The sequence below is a fragment of the Candidatus Palauibacter scopulicola genome (genome assembly GCF_947581915.1).
Classification (GTDB): domain Bacteria; phylum Gemmatimonadota; class Gemmatimonadetes; order Palauibacterales; family Palauibacteraceae; genus Palauibacter; species Palauibacter scopulicola.
On the sequence record NZ_CANPWG010000065.1, the window covers coordinates 42742 to 67176 of the forward strand.

Consider the following 24435-nt stretch of genomic DNA (forward strand, 5'->3'; position numbering starts at 1 on the left):
GGCTAGATTATGTGGCTGTTCCGCAGACGCCTCCGCCGGGAGGCAGGCAACCAGCGCGTGGGGAAGACATGAAGGCAGGCATACATCCGGAGTACGCACCCGCGAAGATCACCTGTGCGTGTGGCCGGGAGACGGAGGCCGCCTCGACCGTGGGCGAGATCCACGTCGAGATCTGTTCGCACTGCCACCCCTTCTTCACGGGGCGGCAGAAGCTCGTCGACACGGCGGGCCGCGTGGAGCGGTTCATCGCGAAGTACGGCGACCGAAGCGCCCGCGGCGACGAAGCGGAGGAGACGAAGAAAGAGGAGGCGGCGGCTGAGGAGGCGCCGGCCGAGGAGGCGGTAGCGGCGGATGCCTGAGCCGGGGGCCTCCGGCGCTCGAAACTGCATTACGGATGACGGGGTTCCTCGCGGGCCCCGTTTTCATATGGGGAACGAATGACGGACTGGGACACGCTCGAGGGTCGCCTGCGGGAAGCCGCCGAGCGGTACGAGGCGCTGGCGCGCCGGATGGCGGAGCCGGAGGTGCTGTCGGACATGGCCCTCCTGCGCGACCTGGCGCGCGAACACTCGGCGCTGGAGCCGGTGGCGCGCGCGGCGGCGCGTCATTTCAAGCTGCTCGACGACCTGCGCCAGGCGCGGGAGGTCGCGGCGGAATCCGAGGGCGAGCTGGCCGAGATGGCCGCGGCCGAGGTCGCCGACCTCGAGGCCGAGCGGGAAGGGGCGCGGGAGGAACTCCGCCGGCTCCTGGTTCCGAAGGACCCCCTGGACGACCGGCCCGCCGTGGTGGAGATCCGCGCCGGCACGGGCGGGGACGAAGCCGCCCTCTTCGCGGCGGACCTGTACCGGATGTACGCGCGCTTCGCCCAGGAGTCCGGCTGGGACGTGGAACTCATCAGCACGAGCGAGGGCGCGCTCGGAGGGCTCAAGGAGATCGTCTTCGTCGTGCGCGGCTCCGACGCCTACGGCCGCCTTCGCTACGAGTCCGGCGTCCACCGCGTCCAGCGCGTGCCCGAAACCGAAAGCCAGGGTCGGTTGCATACCTCCGCGGCGACGGTGGCCGTCCTCCCCGAGGCGGAGGAAGTGGACGTCGAGATCGACCCCGCCGATCTCAAGATCGACGTGTTCCGTTCCTCCGGCCCCGGCGGACAGTCCGTGAACACGACGGACTCCGCCGTGCGCATCACGCACGGGCCGACCGGGCTCGTCGTGTCGTGCCAGGACGAAAAGTCGCAGCACAAGAACAAGGCGCGGGCGCTCAAGGTGCTGCGGAGCCGCTTGCTCGACCGGCTCGTCGCCGAGCAGGAGGCGGAGCGCGCCCGCGAGCGGCGCACGCAGGTGGGGACGGGCGACCGCTCCATGAAGATCCGGACGTACAACTTCCCGCAGAACCGCGTGACGGACCACCGCATCCACTTCACGAGCCACCGGCTGGAGGCGATCCTCGCCGGCGACCTGGACGAGGTCGTCGAGGCGCTGAGGCTGGCCGGGACGGAAGAGCGGATGGCGGCGGGCGCCGGATGATCGATCCGCCGCCGGGTGGGCCTGCGCGCCGCCCGGCGGGCCCGACGCGCCGGGAGATCGTGCAGGGCGTGCGGCGCGAACTCGAACTTGCCGGCCTGGAGTCGCCGCGCGTCGAGGCCGAGCGGCTGGTGGCCGCGGCGCTCTCGCTCTCCGTGAGCGAACTCGGCCTCTCCGGCGGTGAACGCGTCGATCCCGGCGCCGCGGCCGATGTGGCGCGGGCGGTCTCCCGCCGTCTCGAGGGGCAGCCGCTCCAGCACATCGAGGGCACGGTCGACTTCCGGCGCGTCCGCCTCGTGTCGGATGGCCGCGCCCTCATCCCGCGCCCCGAGACCGAGCAACTGCTCGACCTCGTCGCCGCCTGGCGCCGCGGCCGGGACGCGCCCGTCGACGCGCTCGACATCGGCGTCGGATCGGGCGCCATCGCGCTCGCGCTCCTCGACGAGGGCATCGCCGGCCGCGTGGTCGGGCTCGACGTATCGGAGGACGCGCTCGACCAGGCCCGCGAAAACGCCCGCCGCCAGACCGCCGATGGCCTCGAACTCCGCCTCTGTCCGCCCGACATCTGGTCCGCGCTCGAGCCCGGCGAAACCTTCGACCTCATCATCTCCAACCCGCCCTACGTCACGACCCCCGAATGGACCGGCCTCGACCCCGTCGTCCGCGACCACGAGCCCCGCGTCGCGCTGGACGGCGGAGAAGACGGACTGGACGTGATCCGCACCGTCGTCTCCGGCGCCGCGGCCCATCTCCGCGAAGGCGGCGCCCTCTTCCTCGAGATCGCCACCCACCAGGCCCCCGCCGTCCTGGCGCTGCTCGAAGCCGAGCCGATCCTCACGGACTCCCGCGTACGCACCGACCTCGCCGCCCGCCCCCGCTTCGCAAGCGCACGGAAGGCCGGCTCCGACTAGCGGCATCCCCGCGCCCGTGCAAGTCGCGTGGGGGTCGAAGCCGGGTTATAATCGGGCGTCGAATCTTCGGCCCGGGCCCGCGGCTGGCGAGCGGGGAGGGCGGGAGATTCACGCCTCCGCCCGCCGCCGGCCCGACGTGCCGGCCCGGGGTGCTTCCCGATTCCGTTTCGAGCCGGAGACATGGACGAGCGAGACCGCATGCTGGAGAAGGCGCAGGAGTTGGGGCGCCTCATCTCCCAGTTGCCCGAATACGCCTACCTGCGCGCGGCCCGCCGCGAAATCGACGAGGACCGCGACGCGACGGCACTGCTCAACCGGATGCGCGACCTGCAGAGCACGCTCATGGAGGCGGTCGGCCGCGGCGAGCGGCCGAGCGAGGAGCAGGAACGGGAATTCGCCGAGCTCCAGGAGCAGGTCCAGACGAACACCCGCTACCAGGGCCTCATCTCCTCTCAGGCGAACTTCGAGAAGCTCATGGAGCGGGTGGATCGAGCGATCGGGGAGGGAGTCCGGAAGGGCGAGGAAAGCAGGATCATCCTCCCGACATGAGAGCGGCCCGCGACCTGGGGGAACGCGCGCTGCGCGCGATCTTCGAGCCGGCCATGGCGTGGCTCACGAAACGCCGCGTCCACCCCAACGCCATCAGCACGCTCGGCTTCGTCATCACCTGCAGTTCCGGCTATTTCTTTCATCAGCATCATGTGAGCACGGCCGGCTTCCTCGTCCTCCTCGGCGGCGTGTTCGACCTCTTCGACGGCACGGTCGCGCGCCGCACGGGCCTCGCCTCTTCCTTCGGGGCCTTCTACGACTCGACGCTCGACCGGCTGTCCGAGATCGTCGTGTACCTGGGGCTCCTCTCCCTGTACAACGACTACCGTCTCGAACTGGGCGACGTGGGGATGATCTACTGGATCGTGCTCGCGCTCGCCGGCTCGCTGATGATCAGCTACACCCGCGCCCGTGCCGAGGCGCTCGGCATCGCCTGCTACGTCGGGCTCATGCAGCGTCCGGAACGGGTCATTCTCATCGGCTTCGCCGCGCTCATCTTCGGCGAGACGCCCATGTTCGGGCACCAGGGCCTCGTGCTGCGGGTCGTGATCATCGTCCTCGCGATTCTCACCAACCTGACCGCCTTCCAGCGGATCTGGTGGGTGTACCGGAATACGCGGCCCGACGGCGAGCCGCCCCCCAGTCGAACCGAGAACTGAACAGACACGGAGTGAACCGGCATCGTGGATTCGGATAGATCACCTGCAACCATCTCCTCGGCCGAAGGAACGCTCGGCGTCCTTCTCGTCGGGCTCGGAGCGGTCTCGACCACCTTCATCGCGGGCGTGGAGGCGGCGCGCCGGGGGCGGAACCGCCCCATCGGATCGCTCACGCAGATGAACACGATCCGGCTCGGGAAGCGGACGGATAACCGCACCCCGCTCATCCGCGACTTCGTGCCCCTGGCCGAACTGGACGACCTCGTCTTCGGCGCCTGGGACCCGATCCCGGACAACGCCTACGAGTCCGCCAAGGTGTGCGGCGTCCTACGGCCCGAGGACATCGACCCGCTCGCCGACTTCATGCGGGGCATCGAGCCGATGCCGGCCGCCTTCGACCGCGCCTACGTGAAGAAGCTCGACGGTTCGAACGTGAAGACGGGCGCGAACAAGCGTGACCTCGCCGAGCAACTCCGCGAGGACATCCGCCGCTTCAAGGCGGAGCACGGCTGCGACCGCCTCGTGATGGTGTGGGCCGCCTCGACCGAGATCTTCATGAAGCCGAGTCCGGTGCACGACAGCCCGGCCTCGTTCGAGCGCGCCATGGAGGAGGACCACCCGGACATCGCGCCCTCGATGCTCTACGCCTGGGCCGCGCTCATGGAGGGGGTGCCGTTCGCGAACGGGGCGCCGAACCTGACCTGCGACATCCCCGCGCTGCTCGCGCTCGCCGCCGAGCGGGGCGTGGCGATCGCGGGGAAGGACTTCAAGACGGGCCAGACGCTCATGAAGACGATCCTCGCTCCCGGCCTCAAGGCGCGCATGCTCGGCCTCAACGGCTGGTTCTCGACGAATATCCTCGGCAACCGGGATGGCGAGGTGCTCGACGACCCGGAGAGTTTCAAGACGAAGGAAGAATCGAAGCTCGGGGCCCTCGAATATATCCTGCAGCCGGATATGTACCCGGACCTCTATGAGAACATGTATCACAAGGTCCGCATCAACTACTATCCGCCGCGCGGTGACAACAAGGAGGGATGGGACAATCTCGACATATTCGGCTGGATGGGGTACGGCATGCAGATCAAGATCGACTTTCTGTGCCGCGACTCCATTCTGGCCGCGCCCATCGTGCTGGACCTGGCGCTCTTTCTCGACCTGGCGGCGCGCTCCGGACTGTCGGGAGTCCAGGAATGGCTGTCCTTCTACTTCAAGGCGCCGCAGACGGCTCCGGACCTGTATCCGGAACACGACATCTTCATCCAGCACTGGAAGCTCAAGAACACGTTGCGCTGGCTGCAGGGGGAGGAGCAGATCACGCACCTCGGCGTGGAGTACTACGACTGAATGGAACACTACGACTGAATGAAGGGGTGCTTCCTCGTATTCGAGGGACCGGAGGGGTCGGGAAAGTCGCTCCAGATCGAGCGGCTGGCCGAAGGGCTGTCCGCGGCCGGCGTGCCGCATACGGTGACGCGGGAACCCGGGGGCACGGCGGCGGCGGAAGCGATCCGCGGCGTGCTCCTCGACCGGCCGGAGCTGCGGCTCGACGGCATCGCCGAACTGCTGCTCTTTTCGGCGGCCCGCCGGGCCCACGTCGAGGAGGTGATCCGCCCCGCGCTGGAGCGCGGCGAGGTCGTCCTCTGCGACCGCTTCGAGCTTTCCACGCGGGTCTACCAGGGGTGGGCGCGAGGGGTCGCCGCGGAGACGATCGAACAGGTCACCCGCGCCGCGACGGGCGGTCTCCTTCCGGAACTCTATCTCGTGCTCGACGTACCGGTGAACGTGGGCCTGGACCGGCAGGGGCAGGATCGGGAAGACCCCGGGCAGTTGGGCTTCTTCGCGTCCGCGCCCGACCGGATCGAGTTGGAGAAGCGGTCGTTCCGCGAGCGCGTGCGGGAGGGGTACCGGGAGCTGGCGGCTGCGGATGGGAGGATCGCGATCCTGGATGGCTCGGGGACGCCGGATCAGGTGGAGACCCGGATTCTGGCGGCCCTGCAGCAGCGGCTGCCGGACCGCTTCCGAGCGGTGAACTTTCCTCGTTGACCGCGCGGTGTGACATTGACGGTAGCGGCGGAGTGCCGCTCGAACGCGGCCCGACGCGGCCGCCACCACGGAGGATGCATGAAAGTGCAGCGATCCTGGATGACGGGAGTGTTGGTCGGCGCCATCGCCCTGGCGACCGGCGGCTGGCTGATCAATCAGAGCGGGGCCACGAGCGGCGGGGAGAGCCGCCGGCTCCTGGATGAGATCCACCGCCTGATCTCCGCCCGCTTCGTCGATGAAATCCCGCCGGAGGAGTTGTACCAGATGGCGATCGACGGGATGCTCGAGAAGCTGGGCGACCCGTACACGACCTTCCTCGAGCCCCGGGATTCCGAGGATCTGCGTCTCACGACGACGGGCAACTACGGCGGGCTCGGCGTCCGGATCGACGTGAAGGACGACTGGATCACGGTCGTCCAGGTGCTCCCGAACTCGCCGGCCGTCCGAGAGGGACTCGAGGTCGGTGACCGCATCATCGAGGTCGAGGGCGAGTCGGCCGAGGGGTGGTCGGTGGACAAGGCCGTCGACACGCTGCGGGGGGAGAAGGGGGCGCCGGTCAACATCACGATCGCGAGGGTCGGCGTGGACCGGCCGCTCGCGATTCGGATCGTGCGCGACGTCATCCAGGTAGCGCAGGCACAGGGCTTCGTCCTGGACGGCGACATCGGCTACGTGACGCTGCGCGGCTTCAGCCGCGAGGCGAAGGAGGAGCTGGTCGCGACGCTGGATCGCCTCGTCGAGGAGGGGGCCGGCGGACTGATCCTCGACCTGCGGCGGAACCCCGGCGGCCTGCTGCCCGCGGGGATTGACGTCACGGATCTCTTCCTGGACCGCGGCAAGCCCGTGGTCGAGACGCGTTCGCGCCTGGACGAGCAGAACTACCTGTTCCGCGCCTCCTCCGAAGACCGCTACGCGGATGTTCCCATCGTCGTCGTCGTGGACGGGCTCAGCGCGAGCGCATCCGAGATCGTGGCCGGCGCGCTGCAGGACCACGACCGCGCGGTCGTCGTGGGCACGACGACCTTCGGCAAGGGCTCCGTGCAGACGCTGTACGGACTCTCCGGGAACAACAGCATGAAGGTCACGACGGCCCGCTGGTACACGCCGGCCGGGCGCTCCATCACGAAGGACTTCGACCGTGAGAGCGCGCTCCGCGACCTCGCCGCGAGCGCCGTGGCGGTTTCCGGCGAGCCGGTCGCGGCGCGGTCGGAGCCGGAAGACCGTGAGGAGTACACGACGATGGGCGGCCGTACGGTCTACGGCGGCGGCGGAATCACGCCGGACCTGATCGTCTACCGCGACACGCTCTCGACCGAGGAACAGGAACTGCGCCGGCTCGCGACGCGCTCGGGGGCGATCCCGCGGAACGTCGTCTTCCGCTGGGCCGTCGAGTACTCGAACCAACACGATTTCAACGAGGGGTTCTCCGTCACGCAGGCGATGCGGGAGGAAGTCTGGGCCGCCCTCGTGGACGCGGGAGCCGAGGTCGAGAGGGAGCTCTTCGACCAGTCGCTGACCTACGTCGACTGGCTCATCGCGGATGAGCTGGCAGGCGCGGAGTTCGGAGAGGTGCCCCAGCTCCGTAGCCGGGCCGTCCGTGACGCGCAGATCCAGGTCGCCATCGATCTGCTGAGGGAGGCGGATTCCCCGGACGCGCTGCTCACGGTTGCGGCGCAGGTCGCCGAGGAGCGGGGCGCGGACGGCGCGCAGAGCGAAGAGTCCGGCGGGGACCGCTAGCACCGCACCGGACCAGAGAGGTGAGGAGACGAGAGATGAGAAAGCGCACGCGACGGTCCGCTGCGATTGCAACGACGATGGCGCTGGTGGCGGCCGCGGCGTGCGCCAGCAACCCCCGCCCCGGAACGTACACCCGGCTCATCATCACCGGCAGCGAGATCCGTGACGCCGGATACCGGTCGGCCTACGAGGCGCTCACCCACCACCGGGAACTGATCATCTTCGAAGACCGGATCGGTTTCAGGGGCGGCAACGACAGTTCCCGCCTGTTCGGGCGTCAGACGCAGGACTACTACGTGCCGATGCTGGTCGTGGATGGCGACTTCAACCTCAACGACGCGGTCACGACGCTGCGGCGGATTCCCGCGGAGGAAATCGTCTCGATCCGGCTGTACCACCAGAGCATGGTTCCGCCCCGCTATCGCCGGCCGGGCGCCGAGGGCGGGGTGATCGAGGTCAACACCCGCTAGCCGCTGTGGCGGCACCCCGCCTCCTCCTCTTCGGCCGCCTGCCCGAGCCGGGCCACGTCAAGACGCGCCTCGATCCCGAGTTGACCAGGGAGGGGAGCGCCGTCCTGTACGCGGCGTTCCTCGACGATGCCATGAAGCTCGCGCCGGACGGGGTGGCCGTGGAGTTGTGGGTCCCGGCTCGTCCCGGAGCGCTGGAGCGGCTGGGTGCCCGGTACCCGGCGGCTCGCGTCCGGCTGCAACCCGGCGGTTCGCTCGGCGACCGGCTCGAAGCGGCGTTTGCCCGCGCCTTCAGAGACGGCGTCGACCGCGCGGTGGCGCTGGGGAGCGACCACCCGACGCTCCCGGCGGATTTCCTGGTGCGGGCGTTCGACGCGCTGGCGAATAGCCCGGTGGCCCTCGGTCCGAGCCTGGACGGCGGCTACTACGCGGTCGGACTGCGCGGGTCGGCCTGGCCGCGGGCCCGCGGTCTCTTCGCCGAGGCCCCCTGGTCGACGTCCGCGCTGTTCACCTGGACGCGCGCGCGCGCCGCGTCGCTGGGGCTCGATTGCACGGAGCTGCCGCCCTGGTACGATGTGGACCGTCCGGCCGATCTGGCGCGCATGGCCGGCGACCTGATCGAAGGGAGCGCGACGGCCGCAGCCTGGGTCCGGCTCGCGCCGCCGACCATGGAACCGGAGGGCTGATGGAACCGATCCGCGTCACGGTGAAGCGGGCCGGAACGCGGGAATCGTCGCATCTCGTGTACGGCATGGTCCGCGAGGCCGGTTCGGCCGGTCGCGGCCACGCCTTCGGCGACCCGCGGTTGACGGCCTTCTGGCGTTCTTCGATGAAGCCGCTCCAGATCCTCCCGGCGGTCAGAGATGGCGTGTTCGAGCGCCTCGGGCTCGGAGCGGATGCGCTGGCGTTGGCGTGTGCCTCGCACCACGGGACGCCGCGCCACCTGGAGGTGGTGCAGTCGGTGATCGACGCGGCCGAGCTGAAGCCCGGGATGTTCGTGTGCGGGCCGCACCGGCCGTTCGACGACGGGGCCGCGCGGGGGATGGATCGGGCGGGGCGCCTGCCGGGGCGGATCCACAACAACTGTTCGGGCCAGCACGCGGCGCTGCTGGCGTTCTGCGTGGCCCGCGGCTGGCCCGTGGCGGGGTACCACGAACCGGCGCACCCGCTGCAGCGGACGATCCGCCGCGAAATCTCCGCCTGGCTGGGCGAAGACTGCGAGCGCCTGCCGTGGGGGACGGACGGATGCGGCCTGCCGACCCCGGCCCTCTCTCTGCGGGACATGGCACGGGCGTTCGCGGATTTCGGCGCCTCGCCGGAGGCGGCCGCGCGGTCCGTTGTGACCGCGATGACGGCGCATCCGACATTGGTGTCAGGTCCCGGGGCGCTTTCGGCGAACCTGATGCGGGCGAGTTCCGGTCGGATTCTCGCCAAGGAGGGGGCGGAGGGCGTGTTCTGTCTGGCGAGCGCGGAGGGGGCGTGGGGGGCGGCCTTCAAGGTGCTGGACGGGGCCACGCGGCCCCTGGGCCCGGCGGTCGTGCACGCGCTCGCGACGCTGTCGCTGCTGGCGCCGGGTGAGGTCGCGCAGCTTGAGGGCTTCGCGCACCCGGTGGTGCGGAACACGTGCGGGAACGAGGTCGGGGTGCTGTCGGTGGAGGGGGAATCTTGTTCGTCGACGTAGCGAGAATACACGTGACCGGCGGGGCGGGCGGCGCGGGCGCCGTCGCCTTCCGGCGCGAGAAGGGGGTGCCCCGCGGCGGGCCCGCCGGTGGCCGCGGCGGAAACGGCGGCGGCGTGATCCTCGTGGCGGATCGCCGGCTCGACACGCTGCTCGATTACTCGTACCGCGAGCACTACAAGGCCGGGCGCGCCGGTCACGGGGAAGGGAAGAAGCGGGACGGCGCTTCGGGAGAGGATCTGCGGCTGCCGGTACCGCTCGGAACGCTCGTGCGCGATGTCGAGACGGGGGAGCGGATCGGCGAACTGCTCGAGGAGGAAGATGAACTCGTCGTGGCCCGCGGCGGCCGCGGAGGAAGGGGCAACGCGAGCTTCGCTTCGCCCACGCGACAGACGCCGCGCGAATGGGAACCCGGGGAGTGGGGGGAGGAGCGGCACATCGAACTCGAACTCAAGCTCATCGCCGACGTGGGCCTGGTGGGGGAGCCCAACGCGGGCAAATCGACGCTCCTCGCCCGCGTGACGGCGGCGAAGCCCCGGATCGCGGACTACCCCTTCACCACGCTGAGGCCCAACCTCGGGGTCGTGGGGCTGAGCGGGCACCGCTCGTTCGTGATGGCGGACATCCCGGGCATCATCGAGGGGGCGCACGAGGGGCGCGGTCTGGGCACGCAGTTTCTTCGGCACATCGAACGCACGCGCACCCTCGCGCTCCTCGTGCCGTTGGACGACGAGGATCCGCAGGCGACGTACGATCTTCTGCGTGAGGAACTGCGGTCGCACGACGCGGCGCTCGCCGGCATATCTCATTGCGTTCTCCTGACGAAGGCCGACTTGACGTCTGCGGCGGCCGACCCGCCGGTTTCGGTCGATGCCCCCGGGAGTTGGGGCCAGTTCATAGTCTCGGCCGTGACCGGGGCCGGCCTCGACGGCGCGCTCGAGGGCCTGTGGGCGCGCGTGCAGAGGGAGAAGGAGGCCGCGGCGGGCGACGCCGAAGCGGATCCGTTCGGGGGCAGCGAAGCGTGGCGTCCGTGACGGAGACGCGTTCCGCGGCGGCACGAGCGAAGGACGGGGAGTTGGCGGCGCTCGTCGCCCTGGCCCGCGCCCCCGGCATCGGGCTGCGTACCGTCCGGCGCCTGGTCGACCGCCACGGCGGGGCGTCGGCGGCGCTCAAAGCGCTGCGACGGAGTGCCCCGGGCGACCTCCGGGCGGCGGGCCGGGGCCAGCGCGTTCCGACCGCGAGAACGCTCCGCGCCTGCAACGCCGCCGGCGAGAGCGCGGCGCGGTCGTTGCTGCGCGAAGCGCGTGCAAAGGGGATCCGCGTGGCGGGGTACACCGACTGCGGGGAGGCCGCATATCCCGCGGGGCTGCGCGATCTCCCCGATCCGCCCCCCGTACTCTTCGAGCGTGGCCCGGCGACGCCCGGCTCCGGGCGGACGATCGCCGTCGTAGGTACGCGGGCCGCGTCGTCCTACGGGCTGCGCACGGCCTACGCCCTGGGAAGGGAACTCGGACGCTGGGGCTGGACGGTGGTCAGCGGCATGGCGCGCGGCGTCGATGCGGCCGCCCACGCCGGCGCCCTCGACGCGGGCGGGCAGACCATCGGAGTGCTCGGAACCGGACTCGACCGCGAATACCCGGCGGAAAACCGGGACCTGTACCGGAGGATGCGTTCGCACGGGCTCCTGCTGAGCGAGTTCGAGCCCGCGGCCCCGCCGACCCGTTCCGCGTTTCCGCGCCGCAACCGGGTGATCGCCGCCCTCGCCCGCGGCGTCATCGTCGTGGAGGCGGGTGGCAGGAGCGGGGCCCTGAACACGGCGGACCATGCCCTGGACCTGGGGCGCGAAGTCCTCGCGGTGCCCGGGCGGATCGATGATCCGGGCGCGGCCGGGTGTCTTCGCCTCCTGCGCCAGGGCGCCGGGCTCGTGGCCGGCGTCCAGGACGTGTTCGATGCCATGGGCTGGCTGTGCCTCGAGCCGCCGCCAGCGGCGGACGAAGGATCCGCCCCGGCGGTCGACCGATCCTCAGGCGACAGACGTCTGCTCGGAGCACTGTCGCGGGGACCCCGCTCGCCGGATGAACTGGCCGTCGGTCTCGAGATGCCCGTCACGAAAGTGCTTGGCGGACTGGGACGGCTGGAACTCGAAGGATGGGTCGAGCGCCGGCCGGGAGGGAGCTTCGCCGCCGTCCGGGGGCGGGGTGGCCGCTGATGTCCCGCGAGCGCCCGCCACGCTCCCTGTATGTGCACTTTCCCTTCTGCGCGCACCGCTGCCACTACTGCGATTTTTCCGTCCAGCGGGCGTCGGCGCCGCCGGTCTCCCGCTGGCTCGCGGCGATCGAGGCCGAACTCGCCTGGTGGTTCGAGCGCAACGGGTGGGATCCGGGGGAGACGCTCGATACCATCTTCATCGGAGGCGGGACGCCCTCGCTCATGGGATCCGCCGGGATGGAAGGACTGGCCTCGCGACTCTCCGCCCGGTTCCGGATCGACCCCGCGCACACCGAATGGACGGCCGAGGCGAACCCCGCATCCTTCGACGCGCGTCTCGGTGCGAGTTGGCGGGCGACAGGCGTGAACCGGCTGAGTCTCGGCGTACAGGCGCTGGACGATGGGGTTTTGAGGTGGCTGGGCCGATTGCACGACCGGCGCCGGGCGACGGACGCCGTCGCGGAGGCGAGGGAAGCCGGATTCGAACGGGTGAGCGTGGACCTCATCTTCGGCCTCCCTCCGGAAGTGAGGCGGGACCTCTCGGCGGAGGTGGAAGCGGCGGCCGCCCTCGGCGTGTCTCACCTGAGTCTCTACGGCCTCACCGTGGAGCCGCGCACGCCACTGGCCGAGTGGATCCGCCTGGGCCGCGTCGGGGCGCCGGACGAGGAGCGCTACGCGGAGGAGTACCGACTCCTGTCGCGCGACCTGCGCGCGGCCGGGTACGAGCAGTACGAGGTGTCGAACTTCGCCCGGCCGGGAGCGCAGAGCCGCCACAACTGGTCGTACTGGAACCGAACGTCGTATCTTGCCCTCGGCCCGTCCGCGCATGGATTCCTCCCGCCGATCCGCAGTTGGAACGTCTTCCGCTGGGACCGGTACGAACGCGCGCTGCGGGAGGGCCGCGGCCCGCTCGAAGGCTGGGAACGCGTGGGGCCGGAAGAGGAAGAACTGGAACGGATCTGGCTGGGCCTTCGTACGAATCGCGGACTGACGCCGGATTTCGTGCGGGAGATCTCGTCGGATGGACTCCGCCTCGACGACTGGGCCGAGGCCGGGTGGATGAAGGAGCGGAACGGACGCTGGACGGCGACGATCGAAGGCTGGCTCCGCCTGGATACGATCGCCGCCGGACTCGCCGGGGCTGATAGAGCATGACCCTGCCAACACTGACAGAGCGCGAACGGGCCGTCCTCGCGGCGGTCATCGACTCCTTCGTCCGCACGGCCGCCCCGGCCGGCTCGCGAAGGATCGGGAAGGAGTACGCGCTCGGCGTATCGCCCGCGACGATCCGCAACACCATGGCGGACCTCGAGAGCAAGGGTCTGCTCTCTCACCCCTACACGTCTGCGGGAAGGCTTCCGACGGACCTCGCATACCGGTACTACGTCGATGCGCTCATGCGCTGGGGCGGCATCCGGAAGCGGGACCAGGCGAAGATCGAACGCGAGTTGGGGGATGCGGACGCCGGCGGCGTGGAGGACCTCATGGGCAAGGCGGCGCGCGTCCTCAGCCTCCTGACGGGGGAACTCGGCCTTGCGGTGGGTCCGACGCTCGCCACGGCCACGCTCGAGCGCCTCGAACTCCTGCCGCTCTCGAGCGAGAAGGTGCTCCTGGTGTTCACGATCGAGTCCGGCGTGGTGCGCACCGTGTACGTGGACGTGACGACGCGCGTGCCCCGGGCGACGCTCCAGGCGGTGTCGCAGGCGCTGAATGAACGGCTGGCGGGCAGCGCGATCTCCGAGATCCAGGCGACGCTTCACGAGCGGCTGGGCGACCTGAGTTTCAGCAACCGCGGCGCGGAGGAATTGATGAACATCTTCGTGCACAGCGGGCCGGACATCTTCGAGTGGGCGCGCCGCGAGCGCGAAATCCACCTCGGGAGCGCCGCGGCGCTGACCGAACAGCCGGAGTTCACGACGAGCGAGCGTCTGCGCGAACTCCTGCTCCTTACCGAGCGGCGGGAGTTGCTCGCCTCCGTGCTGGGGGACCGCGGCGGCTCGGACGGTCCCCACGTGACGATCGGCGCCGAGCACGGCCAGCCGGAACTGGAGGATCTGACCATCGTCACCGCCAACTATGCCGTCGGCAGCCTGCAGGGCACCGTCGGCGTCATCGGGCCGACGCGCATGCCGTACGACAAGGTCGTCTCCATCGTCGACTGGACCTCCGATCTCCTCACGCGGCTGACGCCGTGAGCGGACAGCGCGACTACTACGAACTGCTCGGCGTCTCCCGCGATGCCGGGGCGGACGAGCTGAAGCGGGCGTATCGGCGCCTCGCCATGGAGTACCATCCGGATCGCAATTCCGCCTCCGACGCGGAGGAGCGGTTCAAGGAGGTGACGGAGGCGTGGGAAGTGCTCCGCGACCCGGGGAAGCGGCAGCTGTACGACCGGTACGGCGAGGCCGGCGTGCGGCGCGGTGGTGGAGGCGAGGCGCCGTTCTCCGGCTTCAACAACTTCTCCGACGCGTTCGACGTGTTCATGCGGGAGTTCGGAGGCGGCGGCTTCGCGGGCGGCGGCTTCGGCGACCTGTTCGGCGACGCGCGATCGCCGAACCAGCCGCGCCGCGGCTCGACCCTCAAGGTCTCCGTTACGATCACGCTGGAAGAGGCGGCGACGGGGGCCCGGCGCTCCCTCCGCGTCTCCGCTCTGGATGGTTGCGAGCGGTGCGACGCGACGGGCGCGGAGCCCGGAAGTACGGCGTCCACGTGCGGGACGTGCCAGGGCACCGGCGAGATCCGCATGGTCCAGCGCTCGATGCTGGGACAGTTCGTCTCCGTGCGCCCCTGCTCCGCCTGCGCCGGAGAGGGCACCTTGATCGCGGAGGAGTGCCGCGACTGCGGGCGAACCGGACGCGTGCGGGTCGACCGAACCGTCGACATCGAGATTCCGGCGGGTGTGTCGTCCGATGACTACCTGAAGCTGCGCGGGCGCGGCAACGCGGGTCCGCGGGGCGGGCCGGCGGGGGACCTCATCGTGCAGGTGGAGGTCGAGCCGCACGACCGCTTCGAACGCAGGGGGGATGACCTGATCCTCGACCTGCCCGTCACGTTTTCGCAGGCGGCGCTGGGCGACGAACTCGACGTGCCGACGATCCTCGGCCAGGCCCGGCTCAAGGTGCCCGCGGGGATCCAGGCCGGCCAGGTCCTCAGGCTTCGTGGCCAGGGGATGCCGCGTTTGCGGGCGGCGGGCCAGGGGGACCAGCTCGTGCGGGTCCACACGTGGACGCCAAGCGAACTGTCCCGGCGGCAGCGCGACATCCTGGAGTCGCTGCGGGAGGTCGAGGATGCGCCGCCCGAACCCCGCCGGGGCGAGGATCCGAGCTTCTGGGAGCGGGTAAAGGCGGCGTTTACGGCGTAGCGGACCCGGACGCGACGGCCGCGGCGGGCTGCGACGCCATCCGCTCCGCAAGGCTCGCGAGGAGCCGGTCGAAGGGGACGGCGAACTTCTCGACCCCCTCCGCCAGGAGCTGATCCGTAACCTCGTCCAGGTCGATCCCGACGGCGGCCAACTCCGCCATCGTGCGACGGGCTTCTTCAACGCCTTCGGTCAGCGTGCCGGCAACGCGCCCGTGGTCCCTGAAGGCATCGATCGTCTTCTCGGGCAGCGTGTTGACCGTCAGGTCGCCGATGAGCGGCTCGACGTACATCACGTCGGAATACGCGGGGTTCTTCGTGCTCGTGCTCGCCCACAGCATGCGTTGGGGGTGGGCGCCGAGCCCTGCGAGACGGGTCCAGCGGTCCGTGGCCAGCCGCCGCTGGAAGCCGACGTAGGCGAGTTTCGCGTTGGCGATCGCCGCCTTGCCGAGCAGGGCCTCGCAGCGAGCGGCGTCGCCCTCGGCCCGGTCGGCCAGCGCCTCGAGCCTCCGGTCGGTCAGCCCGTCGATCCGGCTCACGAAGAAGCTGGCTACCGAGGCGACATGGTCAACCGCCCGGCCCGCTTCGAGCCGCTGCTCCAGCGCCTCCGTGTGGGCGTCCGCCACCGCCTCGTACGCGGCGATGGAGAAGAGGAGCGTGACGTTCACGTTCACGCCCTCGAACAGTGCCTGCCGGATGGCCGGGACTCCGGCCGGCGTGCCGGGGATCTTGATGAGGACGTTCTCGCGGGCCACCTCATCGTGGAGGCGACGCGCCTCCCGTACCGTGCCCTCCGTGTCGTTCGCGAGGTGGGGAGACACTTCGAGGGAAACGTATCCGTCGACGCCGCCGGAACTCTCCCACACGCCCCGCAGGATGTCGCACGCGCCCTGGACGTCGGCGATCGTGAGCCGGTCGTAGACGTCCTCGACGCCGAGACCCGCAGCGGTGAAGCGGGCGATGTCCGCATCGTACTGCGCGCTGCCCGTGATGGCGTTGTGGAAGATCGCGGGGTTCGAGGTGACCCCTCGCAACCCTTCGGCTTCGACCCGGTGGGCCAGCGTTCCGTCGACCAGCATCCCGCGCGTCAGGTTGTCGAGCCAGTAGCTCTGGCCCTGCGCCTGGAGTTGAAGCAGCGCGCTCATCTCTCTCCCCTCCCCATGGTGTCTCAGGATCGTGTGTCTCAGGCGTCCGATTTCAGGTGTCGGGCCTCGATATCCAGCACCTTTTGGAGCCGGCGTCGATGCCTCGACTCGGCCGAGAAATCCGCGGCCAGAAAGGCCTCCGTGATCGCGCGCGCGAGGGCGATCCCGATCACGCGCTCCCCCATGCAGAGGACGTTCATGTCGTCGTGATCGACCCCCTGCGCCGCCGAATACGTGTCGTGGCAGACGCCCGCCCGCACTCCCGGCACCTTGTTCGCGGCGATGCAGACGCCCACGGCGGATCCGCAGATGACGATGCCGCGCTTCACCTCGCCGCGCGCCACCCGCTCGGCGACGGCGAAGGCGAAGTCGGGGTAGTCGACGGAGTCCGTGCCGTGCGTGCCGACGTCGACGATCTCGTGGCCGGCTTCGCGAAGCTCCGCGGCGAGGATGTCCTTATAACCGACGCCCGCGTGGTCCGCCCCGACCGCGAGCTTCACGCCGGTCGCTCCGCCGCGAGCGCCTCCAGGGCCCGCGCGACGAGCGCCTCCGCGGTGAAGCCGAAGTGGGCGAAGTTGTCCGCCGCGGAGGCGGACTGGCCGAAGCGGTCGATCCCGATGACGGCGCCGTCCCGCCCCACCCATTCCGTCCACCCGAGGGTGGCGCCGGCTTCGATCGCGACCCTCGGAAGGTCGGGCGGAAGAACTTCGTTCCGGTAGGACGCCGGCTGGGCGCGGAAGAGTTCCCAGCTCGGGAACGAGACGACGCGCGCCGATACCCCGCGGGCCTCGAGGGCTTCCGCCGCTTCGACCGCCACCTGAAGTTCCGAACCGGTCCCGACGAGCACGACCTCGGGGGGGCCGGGCGCCGGCCTGACGATGTAGGCGCCGCGCTCCACCCCCTCGCGGGCAGCGCCGGCGGCGCGCGGGAGATGGGGGACCTTCTGGCGCGTGAGCACGAGGATCGTGGGTCCCGTGCGACGCTCGATCGCGACGCGCCACGCCTCGACGGTCTCCTCCGGATCGGCGGGGCGCAGCAGGACGACGCCTGGCATCGCCCGGAAGGAGGCGAGGTGCTCGATCGGCTGGTGCGTCGGCCCGTCGGCCCCGAGGCCGATCGAGTCGTGCGTCATCACGTAGATATTGGACAGTCCCATCAGGGCGGCGAGCCGCATCGATGGCCGGGCGTAGTCCGTGAAGGTGAAGAACGTCGCGATGTACGGCCGGATGCCGCCGTGGAGGACGAGGCCGTTCGCGATGGACGCCATCGCGTGCTCGCGGACGCCCCACCGCAGGTTGCGGCCCTCGGGCGCCTCCCTCGAGAAGTTCGGCGAGTCGATCAACGTGTTGTTCGAACCCGACAGGTCGGCGCTCCCGCCGACGAGTTCGGGGAGGCGGGGGGCCAGCGCGGTCAGGATCCGGCCGGAAGCGGCGCGCGTGGCGATCGGATCGTCGTCCGGACCGAAGCTCGGCAGGTCCTCTTCCCACGCCTCCGGCAGAACCGACCGGATGCGGCGTTCGAGTTCCGCGGCCAGCTCCGGGTGCGCCGCGCGGTAGCGCTCGAAGCGCTCTTCCCACTCCCCGGCGAGCGCTTCGCCGCGGGCGACCTGCCGGCCCATGTGAGTCCGGACGGCGTCCGGCACGAGGAACGGAGGTTCCGCCGGCCAGCCGTACACCTCCTTGGTGAGCCGGACCTCTTCCTCGCCGAGCGGCGCGCCGTGCGCGGCGGCCGTGTCCTGCTTGTTGGGAGCGCCGTAGCCGATGTGCGAGCGGACGATGATGAGCGACGGGCGGTCCTCCGCGCGCCGGGCCCCTTCGATCGCCGCGTCGAGCGCCCCGAGGTCGTTCGCGTCCGCGACGGACTGCACGTGCCACCCCAGCGACTCGAATCGCCCGCGCACATCCTCGGAAAAGGCGAGGTCGACGTCGCCATCGATCGTGATCCTGTTGTCATCGTAGAGCCAGACGAGCTTGCCGAGGCCCAGGTGTCCGGCGAGCGAGGCGGCTTCGTACGAGACGCCCTCCATGAGGTCGCCGTCGCTGCAGATGACGTACGTCCGGTGATCGATGATCGAGTGGCCCGGCCGGTTGAACACCGCCGCGAGATGCGCTTCGGCGATCGCCATCCCCACGGAGTTCGCGACGCCCTGGCCCAGCGGACCGGTCGTCGTCTCGACGCCGTCGACGTGGCCGTACTCGGGGTGGCCCGCCGTGCAGCTTCCCGCCCGCCGAAAATTGCGGATTTCCTCCAGGGGAAGGTCGAACCCGGTGAGATGGAGAACGGCGTACTGGAGGATCGCGGCGTGGCCGGCGGAGAGTACGAAGCGGTCCCGGCCGAACCAGGCGGGGTCTTGCGGGCTGTACCGCATGTGGCGCATCCACAGCGTGTACGCCACGGGGGCGAGCGCCATCGCCGTGCCTGGATGCCCGGATCCGGCTCGCTGGACGGCGTCCATGGCAAGCGTGCGGATCGTGTCGATGGACTGGGTTTCTACGGAAGGCCCCGCGCCCGGAGCGGCGGACCCGGAAACGGCTTCGACGGTCCCTGTCTCGTTCAATCGCCCCCTCGCGCGAGTTGAATCGCCCTTGGCTGGCCCAATGCCGGGAAGCCGGAGGCCGCGCGAGACAACTCGTAATGGGCGGGCCGCTTCGGCGGAGCGAACATAAGGGTTGGAGGCGCCGCCGGAAAAGGCTCCGCCGCGAAGGGCGCGAGGTTGGTGGCGATGGCGCGCCGACGACGGATACGTTGCCCCCCGTGAGCGATCAGACGTTCTTCGCCGAAGGTCTTTCGGGCCTGGAAGCCGGCGCGCGGGCCGAACTCGCGAGCGACGACGTGAGCCATGTCCGTGCCGCCCGGCTCCGCCCCGGCGGTCGCCTCGCGGTCACCGACGGCGCCGGGTGCCGTTGGGAGGCGGAACTCGTCGCGTTGGACCGGCGCCGCGCCAGCTGTCGGCTGCTCGCGCCCCTTCCGCCGGAACCCGCGCTTCCGCTGCACCTGTGGGCCCCCGTGGCGAACCGCGACCGTTCCCTGTGGCTCGTCGAGAAGGCCGTGGAGCTGGGCGCCGCCGCGATCACCTGGATCGAATGGGAGCGGTCGCGCTCCGTGGCCGACGCCGCCCGCTCCGAGGGCTTTCTGCGGCGGGCGGAGGGCCGCGCGAGGGCGGCGCTGAAGCAATCGGGCCGCAGTTGGCTCCCCCGTTTGCGCGGGTCCATGATGCCGGACGAGGCGCTCGGCCGCCACGACGGAGCCGGGTGGCTGGCCGACGCGGAAGGGCGACCCTGGCTCGCCGACGCGGAAGGGCGACCCTGGCTCGCCGCCGGGATCGCCCGCGGCCGGGAAGGGCGACGCGGGGGAAGCGGGCTGACCGTCGCGGTGGGGCCCGAGGGAGGCCTCACGCGGCCGGAGCGGCAGCGCTGCCTGGAGGCGGGCTTCGAACCCGTTTCCCTGGGTCCCGCGGCGTTGAGGTTCGAGACTGCCGCGGTGGTCGCCGTGGCGGTGGCGGCGGCGATGTTGGCCGCCGACGAAAACGAGGCAGGCGACGAGGGGATGACATGACGGACTGCGTGTTCTGCGGCATCGCCTCGGGGGCGATCCCGGCGACGATCGTCGCCGAGGCGGAGGACTGGGTGGCGTTCCGGGATCTCGAACCCCGGGCGCCGGTGCATGTGCTCGTCATCCCGCGGGCGCACGTGTCGAGCCTCGCGGCCCTCTCGAAAGGGCCGCTCGGAACCCGACTCCTTCTCGCGTGTGCGGCGGTGGCGGACGCGGAGGGGCTGGACGGCGGGTACCGCGTCGTCACGAATGTCGGCGGCGACGGCGGCCAGGCCGTGCCCCACCTGCACTTCCACGTGCTCGGCGGCCGCCGCATGGGCTGGCCGCCCGGGTAGCCGCCGTGGACCACGCCCTAAGGGTGATCGAGTTCGACCGCGTGCTGGCGGCGGTCGGCGAAGGCGCCGTGTCGGAGGCGGGCCGCGCTGCCGTGCACGGGCTCCGGCCGCTTCGGAACGCGGCATCCGCGCGCCGCTCGCTCGCGGCCGTGCACGAACTTCGGGAGCTGATCGGGAGCCGGGACGGATGGGTGCTGGATCCGATCGCGCCGCTGGGCGGGGCTCTCCGGCGGCTCGCGATCGAAGACGCGGCGCTGGAGCCGGCTCAATTGCTCGCGTGTGGACAGGTCATGGCCGTCGCGCGCGCCGTGCGGCGACTGGAGGCGCGCCTCGACCCCGATGGCCTCCCGGCCGAGCATGTGAGCCGGGTGTGGGGGGAGGCGGCCCTCGAGAAACGGATTGCGCGCACCTTCGATGCGACGGGTGCGGTCGCGGACGGGGCCTCCCCGGAGCTTCGGCGCATCCGCCGCGCGCTCGCCACGCGGCGCGGCCGGCTCGTTGACGAACTCACGCGCTACGCCCGCTCGCTCCCGGAAAGGGTCCGCGTGCCCGACGCCTCGGTCACCGTCCGCAACGGCCGCTACTGCATCCCGGTCCGCCGCGAGGGCAAGGGGATCGCAGGCGGTCTCGTACACGACGCGTCCGCCAGCCGCCGGACCCTGTTCGTCGAGCCGTCGCGCGCCATCGAGGCGATGAACGAGATCCGTGAACTGGAACTCGGCGAGGCCCGCGAGGTGGACCGGATTCTGCGGGACCTCTCCTCCGCCGTGCGCGCCCGCGCGAGCGAACTCGCCGCCTCGCACGCCGCCCTCGTGGAACTGGATTCGCTGCGCGCCCGCGCGCTCTTCGCGGACGAGATGGACGCCGCCCCCCCGGCCTTCGTCGAGGCGGGGTCCGAGGGGATCCACATCCGCGGCGCTCGTCATCCTCTCCTCGCCCTCGATGCCGGCGGAGCGGTCCCGTTCGACCTCGACCTCTCGGCGGGCGAACGCGTCCTTCTCGTGTCGGGCCCCAACGCGGGGGGGAAGACGGTGTTTCTGAAGACGCTCGGCCTGCTGTCCGCGCTCTCTCAGAGCGGCGTGCTGCCGCCCCTCGGCGCCGGGAGCCGGATCCCCTTTTTTCGCCGCTTCTTCGCGGTCATCGGGGACGAACAGTCGATCGAAGCGTCGCTCTCCACCTTCGGTGCGCAGGCGCGAAACCTGGCCGGCATTCTGCGCGACGCCGGAGACCGGGACCTCGTCCTCTTCGACGAGATTGGAAGCGCGACGGATCCGGCCGAGGGGGGCGCGCTAGCGGCGGCGTCGCTGCGGCGGCTGGCTCGGCAGGCTCGACTGACGGTGGCCACGACGCACCTCGGCGACCTCAAGCGCCTCGCCGACGAGAAGGCCGCGGCCGTGAACGCCTCGCTGGAGTTCGATGGAACGCGGCTCGAGCCGACATACCGTCTGGTCAGGGACCGGCCCGGCCGCAGCTACGCGCTCGTCATCGCCGCGCGGCTCGGGGTCCCGGATGACGTCCTCGCCGATGCCCGCGACCGGCTCGGGCCGGAGCACGTCTCGCTGGACACGCTCCTCGCCCGGCTCGAGGCCGAACGGGGCGAGGTCGAGGACCTTCGGGTCCAACTCGAGCGCCGGGCCGGAGAAACGGCCGAACGCGAACGCGACCTCGCGTCCAGGGAGACCGCCCTGGCCGATTCGGAGCGCGCCGCCGCTCGCCGGCGGGAGGTGGAGCGGCTCGCGGCGCTGCGCGAGGCGCGAGGCCGGGTGGAGGCCGCGATCTCACGGCTCGAGGCCGAGTTCGCGGCGGGGGATGAACTGCGCCGGCGGCAGGCGAAGCGGGCCGCGCGGGGGGAAGTGGAGCGGGCGCTTCGGGCGTCCTCCCGTGCGCTTGGTGCGCTGGGCGACTCCGCGCCTCCGTCCGCCGAGCGAACGGTCGGGGTTGGCGATACCGTCCGGTGGGACGCGTCCGAGCGGCCGGCGCGCCTCGTAGAGATTCGGGAGGACCGCGGTGTCATCGAGGTGGGAGGACTGCGGCTCACGGTACCGCTGCGCGAGCTGACGCCCCATTCTGCACCGGCGGGCGGTTCGTCCGGCCCGGCCGGCGTCCGCGAAGCCGCCGCACCGCCGCCGCGCCGACCGGACTTCAGCGTCGCCACGGAGGTCGATCTCAGGGGCCTGCGCGTCGACGAGGTGGAGGGGACGCTCAATCCGGCCGTCGATGCGGCTGTGGTCGGCGACCTCCCGTGGCTCAGGATCATTCACGGAAAGGGAACGGGCGCGCTGAGGGAGAGGGTGGGGCAGCTGCTCGCCGCGGATCCGCGGATCCGGCTCTTCAGAACCGGTGAATCGAACGAAGGGGGCACAGGCGTCACAGTCGTGGAATTCGAATGAGCGCGGGTTGCGCGCGGTGCGCGGGATGATGGACCGCTCAGCTCCCGGTGCGGAGGCGGGATCGTGGTGAGCGACAGCCTCGTAGAGGACATCCGCGCGCGGGCGGACATCCTCGAGATCCTGGGGGAGTACGTCCAGCTGCGACGATCGGGGAAGAGCTACCGCGGACCCTGCCCCCTGCACGGCGGAGACGGCCCGAACTTCGCGGTCGAACCGCAGCGCCAGATCTTCAAGTGCTTCGTCTGCGGGGAGGGCGGGGACGTCTTCGGCTTCCTGATGAAGCACCTCGGTCTCGACTTCCCGGAGGCGGTACGACACGTGGGCGCGAAGGTCGGGATCGAGGTTCCGCACCGGGAGGAGCGCCGCGAGGATCCGTATGCGCCGCTGCGCGGAGTGCTCGCCTTCGCGGCCGAGTGGTTCCAGAGCCGGCTGCGCGAGGCGGCCGGCGCCGGCGCGCGCGACTATCTGAAGGGGCGCGGGCTGTCGCTGGAGGAGGCGCTCGACTTCGGGCTGGGCTATGCGGACGACGAGTGGCGGGCGCTCCGCTCGGCTGCGGCTCGACACGGGATCGAGGAGGGGACCCTGCTCGAACTCGGGCTTCTCGCGACGAGCGAGAGGGCGGAGGAGCCGTACGACCGTTTTCGCGGGCGTCTGATGTTCACGATCCAGGACCTGCGCGACCGGCCGATCGGCTTCGGCGGCCGCATCCTCGATGCCTCCTCCGACGCGCCCAAGTACATCAACTCGCCCGAATCCCCCGTCTTCCACAAGGGGGAGGAGCTGTACGGGCTCAACCGGGCCCGGCACGCCATGCGACGCGAGGGCCACGCCGCGATTGCGGAAGGGTTCACCGATGTCATCGCGCTGCACCGGGCCGGCCTCGGCTTTGCGGTCGCCGGGCTGGGGACGTCGTTCACGGCGGACCAGGCGCGCCGCATCGGGCGATACACGAAGCGCGCCTACCTGCTCTACGACAGCGACCTCGCCGGACTGCGCGCGACGTTCAGAACCGGGGACATCCTCCTCGCCGCCGGGATCCACCCGATGGTCGTGTCGCTCCCGTCCGGCGAAGATCCCGATTCCCTCATCCGCCGGGACGGTCCGGCCGCCATCCGGCAGCTCCTCGACGACGCGGTGGATCTTCTCGAGCGCAAGCTCCAGATCCTTCGCCGCGAGGGGTACCTCGACCGTGTGGAGGGGCGCCGCCGCGCGGTGGATGGTCTGCTCAGCACCCTGAGGGCGGTCTCCGATGCGGCGCTCCGCGACATCTACGTGGACCGGGCGGTGGAAGGGCTGGGAATACGGCGCGACACGCTCGTGGATGAGATCGCGCGCCTCGAGCGCTCCCGGCTTCGACGCCGTCCCCCCGCCGCCGGCGCGGGACGTCCCCGTCGCGGGCCATCCCCGGCCTCGCGGACCGAACACGATCTTCTCCTCCTTCTCGTTCGCGATCCGGCGCTTACCCGCCAGGCCGTGCGCGTCGGACTCGGACCCGACCACATGTCCGACCCGCGGGGCCGCGAACTGTTCGAGATCCTGTCGGCGGCATCGGACGAGGGGGTCGATTCTCCGGACTGGACATCCGCCTCCGCCTCCGCCGCGGAATTGGCGAGGGCGCTGCGCGAGTCAGACCGGGAGCTCCCGGACGCCGCCCGGGTATTCGACGCCGTGGTGCGCCGCCTTCTCTATCGACGGCATCGCGAACGGATCGAGGAGATTGGCCGCGCGATCGAGCTTGCGGAGCCGGAGCAGCAACGTCGATTGTTGGGTGAGAAACAGGAACTCGTGCGCGAACTTCGTGCCGCGGGCGAGTCGGGGGCGTTCATGCCGGCCGCCGAAGGCGAGACGCCGCCTGCCGGGGCCGCGCAGCGATGACAGTCG

Annotated in this window: 23 protein-coding genes; 20 read left to right on the plus strand and 3 right to left on the minus strand. The window is 70.9% G+C overall.

Features of this window, described 5'->3' with window-relative positions; all coding sequences use genetic code 11:
* Positions 1-68: 68 nt before the first annotated feature.
* From rpmE to dnaJ, 16 genes are all read left to right on the plus strand, one after another.
* On the plus strand, positions 69-359 hold the full coding sequence (rpmE, locus tag RN743_RS12745; RefSeq protein ID WP_343219030.1) for a 50S ribosomal protein L31: 291 nt from the start codon (positions 69-71) through the stop codon (positions 357-359).
* A 78-nt stretch (positions 360-437) separates the two neighbouring features.
* Positions 438-1523 carry a peptide chain release factor 1 gene (gene prfA / locus RN743_RS12750; protein WP_310780348.1) on the plus strand — a complete coding sequence of 362 codons (1086 nt, stop codon included), beginning with the start codon at positions 438-440 and terminating at the stop codon, positions 1521-1523.
* Positions 1520-2431 (plus strand): peptide chain release factor N(5)-glutamine methyltransferase, encoded by a 912-nt coding sequence (prmC, locus tag RN743_RS12755; RefSeq protein ID WP_310780351.1) that lies wholly within the window; start codon positions 1520-1522, stop codon positions 2429-2431. The genes prfA and prmC overlap by 4 nt, the downstream gene beginning before the upstream one ends.
* A 180-nt stretch (positions 2432-2611) precedes the next feature.
* The gene (locus RN743_RS12760) at positions 2612-2980 is read left to right on the plus strand and encodes a YlbF family regulator (protein ID WP_310780353.1); all 369 of its coding nucleotides are present in this window, start codon (positions 2612-2614) and stop codon (positions 2978-2980) included.
* A complete protein-coding gene (locus RN743_RS12765) occupies positions 2977-3639 on the plus strand; it encodes a CDP-alcohol phosphatidyltransferase family protein (protein WP_310780355.1) in 663 nt (220 codons plus the stop codon). Before RN743_RS12760 ends, RN743_RS12765 begins: the two co-directional genes overlap by 4 nt.
* Positions 3640-3660: 21 nt before the next feature.
* The gene (locus tag RN743_RS12770) at positions 3661-4986 is read left to right on the plus strand and encodes an inositol-3-phosphate synthase (protein WP_343219034.1); all 1326 of its coding nucleotides are present in this window, start codon (positions 3661-3663) and stop codon (positions 4984-4986) included.
* A gap of 18 nt (positions 4987-5004) precedes the next feature.
* A complete protein-coding gene (tmk, locus tag RN743_RS12775; protein ID WP_310780359.1) occupies positions 5005-5685 on the plus strand; it encodes a dTMP kinase in 681 nt (226 codons plus the stop codon).
* Between the two features lie 78 nt (positions 5686-5763).
* Positions 5764-7422, plus strand: a complete 1659-nt coding sequence (locus RN743_RS12780; protein WP_310780361.1) for a S41 family peptidase — start codon at positions 5764-5766, stop codon at positions 7420-7422.
* A gap of 35 nt (positions 7423-7457) precedes the next feature.
* On the plus strand, positions 7458-7892 hold the full coding sequence (locus RN743_RS12785) for a hypothetical protein (protein ID WP_310780363.1): 435 nt from the start codon (positions 7458-7460) through the stop codon (positions 7890-7892).
* A 5-nt stretch (positions 7893-7897) separates the two neighbouring features.
* A complete protein-coding gene (locus tag RN743_RS12790) occupies positions 7898-8575 on the plus strand; it encodes a TIGR04282 family arsenosugar biosynthesis glycosyltransferase (RefSeq protein WP_310780364.1) in 678 nt (225 codons plus the stop codon).
* Positions 8575-9570 carry an asparaginase gene (locus RN743_RS12795; RefSeq protein WP_310780366.1) on the plus strand — a complete coding sequence of 332 codons (996 nt, stop codon included), beginning with the start codon at positions 8575-8577 and terminating at the stop codon, positions 9568-9570. Before RN743_RS12790 ends, RN743_RS12795 begins: the two co-directional genes overlap by 1 nt.
* Complete coding sequence (obgE, locus tag RN743_RS12800) at positions 9552-10601, plus strand: GTPase ObgE (RefSeq protein ID WP_343219035.1); 1050 nt, start codon at positions 9552-9554, stop codon at positions 10599-10601. Before RN743_RS12795 ends, obgE begins: the two co-directional genes overlap by 19 nt.
* Positions 10598-11776 (plus strand): DNA-processing protein DprA, encoded by a 1179-nt coding sequence (dprA, locus tag RN743_RS12805; protein WP_310780370.1) that lies wholly within the window; start codon positions 10598-10600, stop codon positions 11774-11776. The genes obgE and dprA overlap by 4 nt, the downstream gene beginning before the upstream one ends.
* A complete protein-coding gene (gene hemW, locus RN743_RS12810) occupies positions 11776-12930 on the plus strand; it encodes a radical SAM family heme chaperone HemW (RefSeq protein ID WP_310780372.1) in 1155 nt (384 codons plus the stop codon). Before dprA ends, hemW begins: the two co-directional genes overlap by 1 nt.
* Positions 12927-13970, plus strand: a complete 1044-nt coding sequence (hrcA, locus tag RN743_RS12815; RefSeq protein WP_310780374.1) for a heat-inducible transcriptional repressor HrcA — start codon at positions 12927-12929, stop codon at positions 13968-13970. The genes hemW and hrcA overlap by 4 nt, the downstream gene beginning before the upstream one ends.
* Positions 13967-15136 carry a molecular chaperone DnaJ gene (gene dnaJ, locus RN743_RS12820; protein ID WP_310780376.1) on the plus strand — a complete coding sequence of 390 codons (1170 nt, stop codon included), beginning with the start codon at positions 13967-13969 and terminating at the stop codon, positions 15134-15136. The genes hrcA and dnaJ overlap by 4 nt, the downstream gene beginning before the upstream one ends.
* Here dnaJ and tal read toward each other — a convergent pair.
* The 3 genes from tal to tkt are packed head-to-tail and all read right to left on the minus strand — an operon-like array spanning position 15126 to position 18834.
* On the minus strand, positions 15126-16277 hold the full coding sequence (tal, locus tag RN743_RS12825) for a transaldolase (protein ID WP_310780378.1): 1152 nt from the start codon (positions 16275-16277) through the stop codon (positions 15126-15128). The two genes, dnaJ and tal, sit on opposite strands and share 11 nt — an antisense overlap.
* 38 nt (positions 16278-16315) lie before the next feature.
* The gene (rpiB, locus tag RN743_RS12830) at positions 16316-16777 is read right to left on the minus strand and encodes a ribose 5-phosphate isomerase B (protein WP_310780380.1); all 462 of its coding nucleotides are present in this window, start codon (positions 16775-16777) and stop codon (positions 16316-16318) included.
* A complete protein-coding gene (gene tkt / locus RN743_RS12835; RefSeq protein ID WP_310780382.1) occupies positions 16774-18834 on the minus strand; it encodes a transketolase in 2061 nt (686 codons plus the stop codon). The genes rpiB and tkt overlap by 4 nt, the downstream gene beginning before the upstream one ends.
* A 197-nt stretch (positions 18835-19031) precedes the next feature.
* On the opposite strand from tkt, the gene RN743_RS12840 reads away from it, so the two are divergent.
* The 4 genes from RN743_RS12840 (at position 19032) to dnaG (ending at position 24429) form a co-directional block, all read left to right on the plus strand.
* Positions 19032-19832 carry an RsmE family RNA methyltransferase gene (locus tag RN743_RS12840; protein ID WP_310780384.1) on the plus strand — a complete coding sequence of 267 codons (801 nt, stop codon included), beginning with the start codon at positions 19032-19034 and terminating at the stop codon, positions 19830-19832.
* Complete coding sequence (locus RN743_RS12845; protein ID WP_310780385.1) at positions 19829-20164, plus strand: HIT domain-containing protein; 336 nt, start codon at positions 19829-19831, stop codon at positions 20162-20164. The genes RN743_RS12840 and RN743_RS12845 overlap by 4 nt, the downstream gene beginning before the upstream one ends.
* A gap of 5 nt (positions 20165-20169) precedes the next feature.
* Positions 20170-22554, plus strand: coding sequence for a Smr/MutS family protein (locus RN743_RS12850; RefSeq protein ID WP_310780387.1), 2385 nt, complete (start codon positions 20170-20172; stop codon positions 22552-22554).
* Between the two features lie 66 nt (positions 22555-22620).
* Complete coding sequence (dnaG, locus tag RN743_RS12855; protein WP_310780389.1) at positions 22621-24429, plus strand: DNA primase; 1809 nt, start codon at positions 22621-22623, stop codon at positions 24427-24429.
* Positions 24430-24435 lie beyond the last annotated feature (6 nt).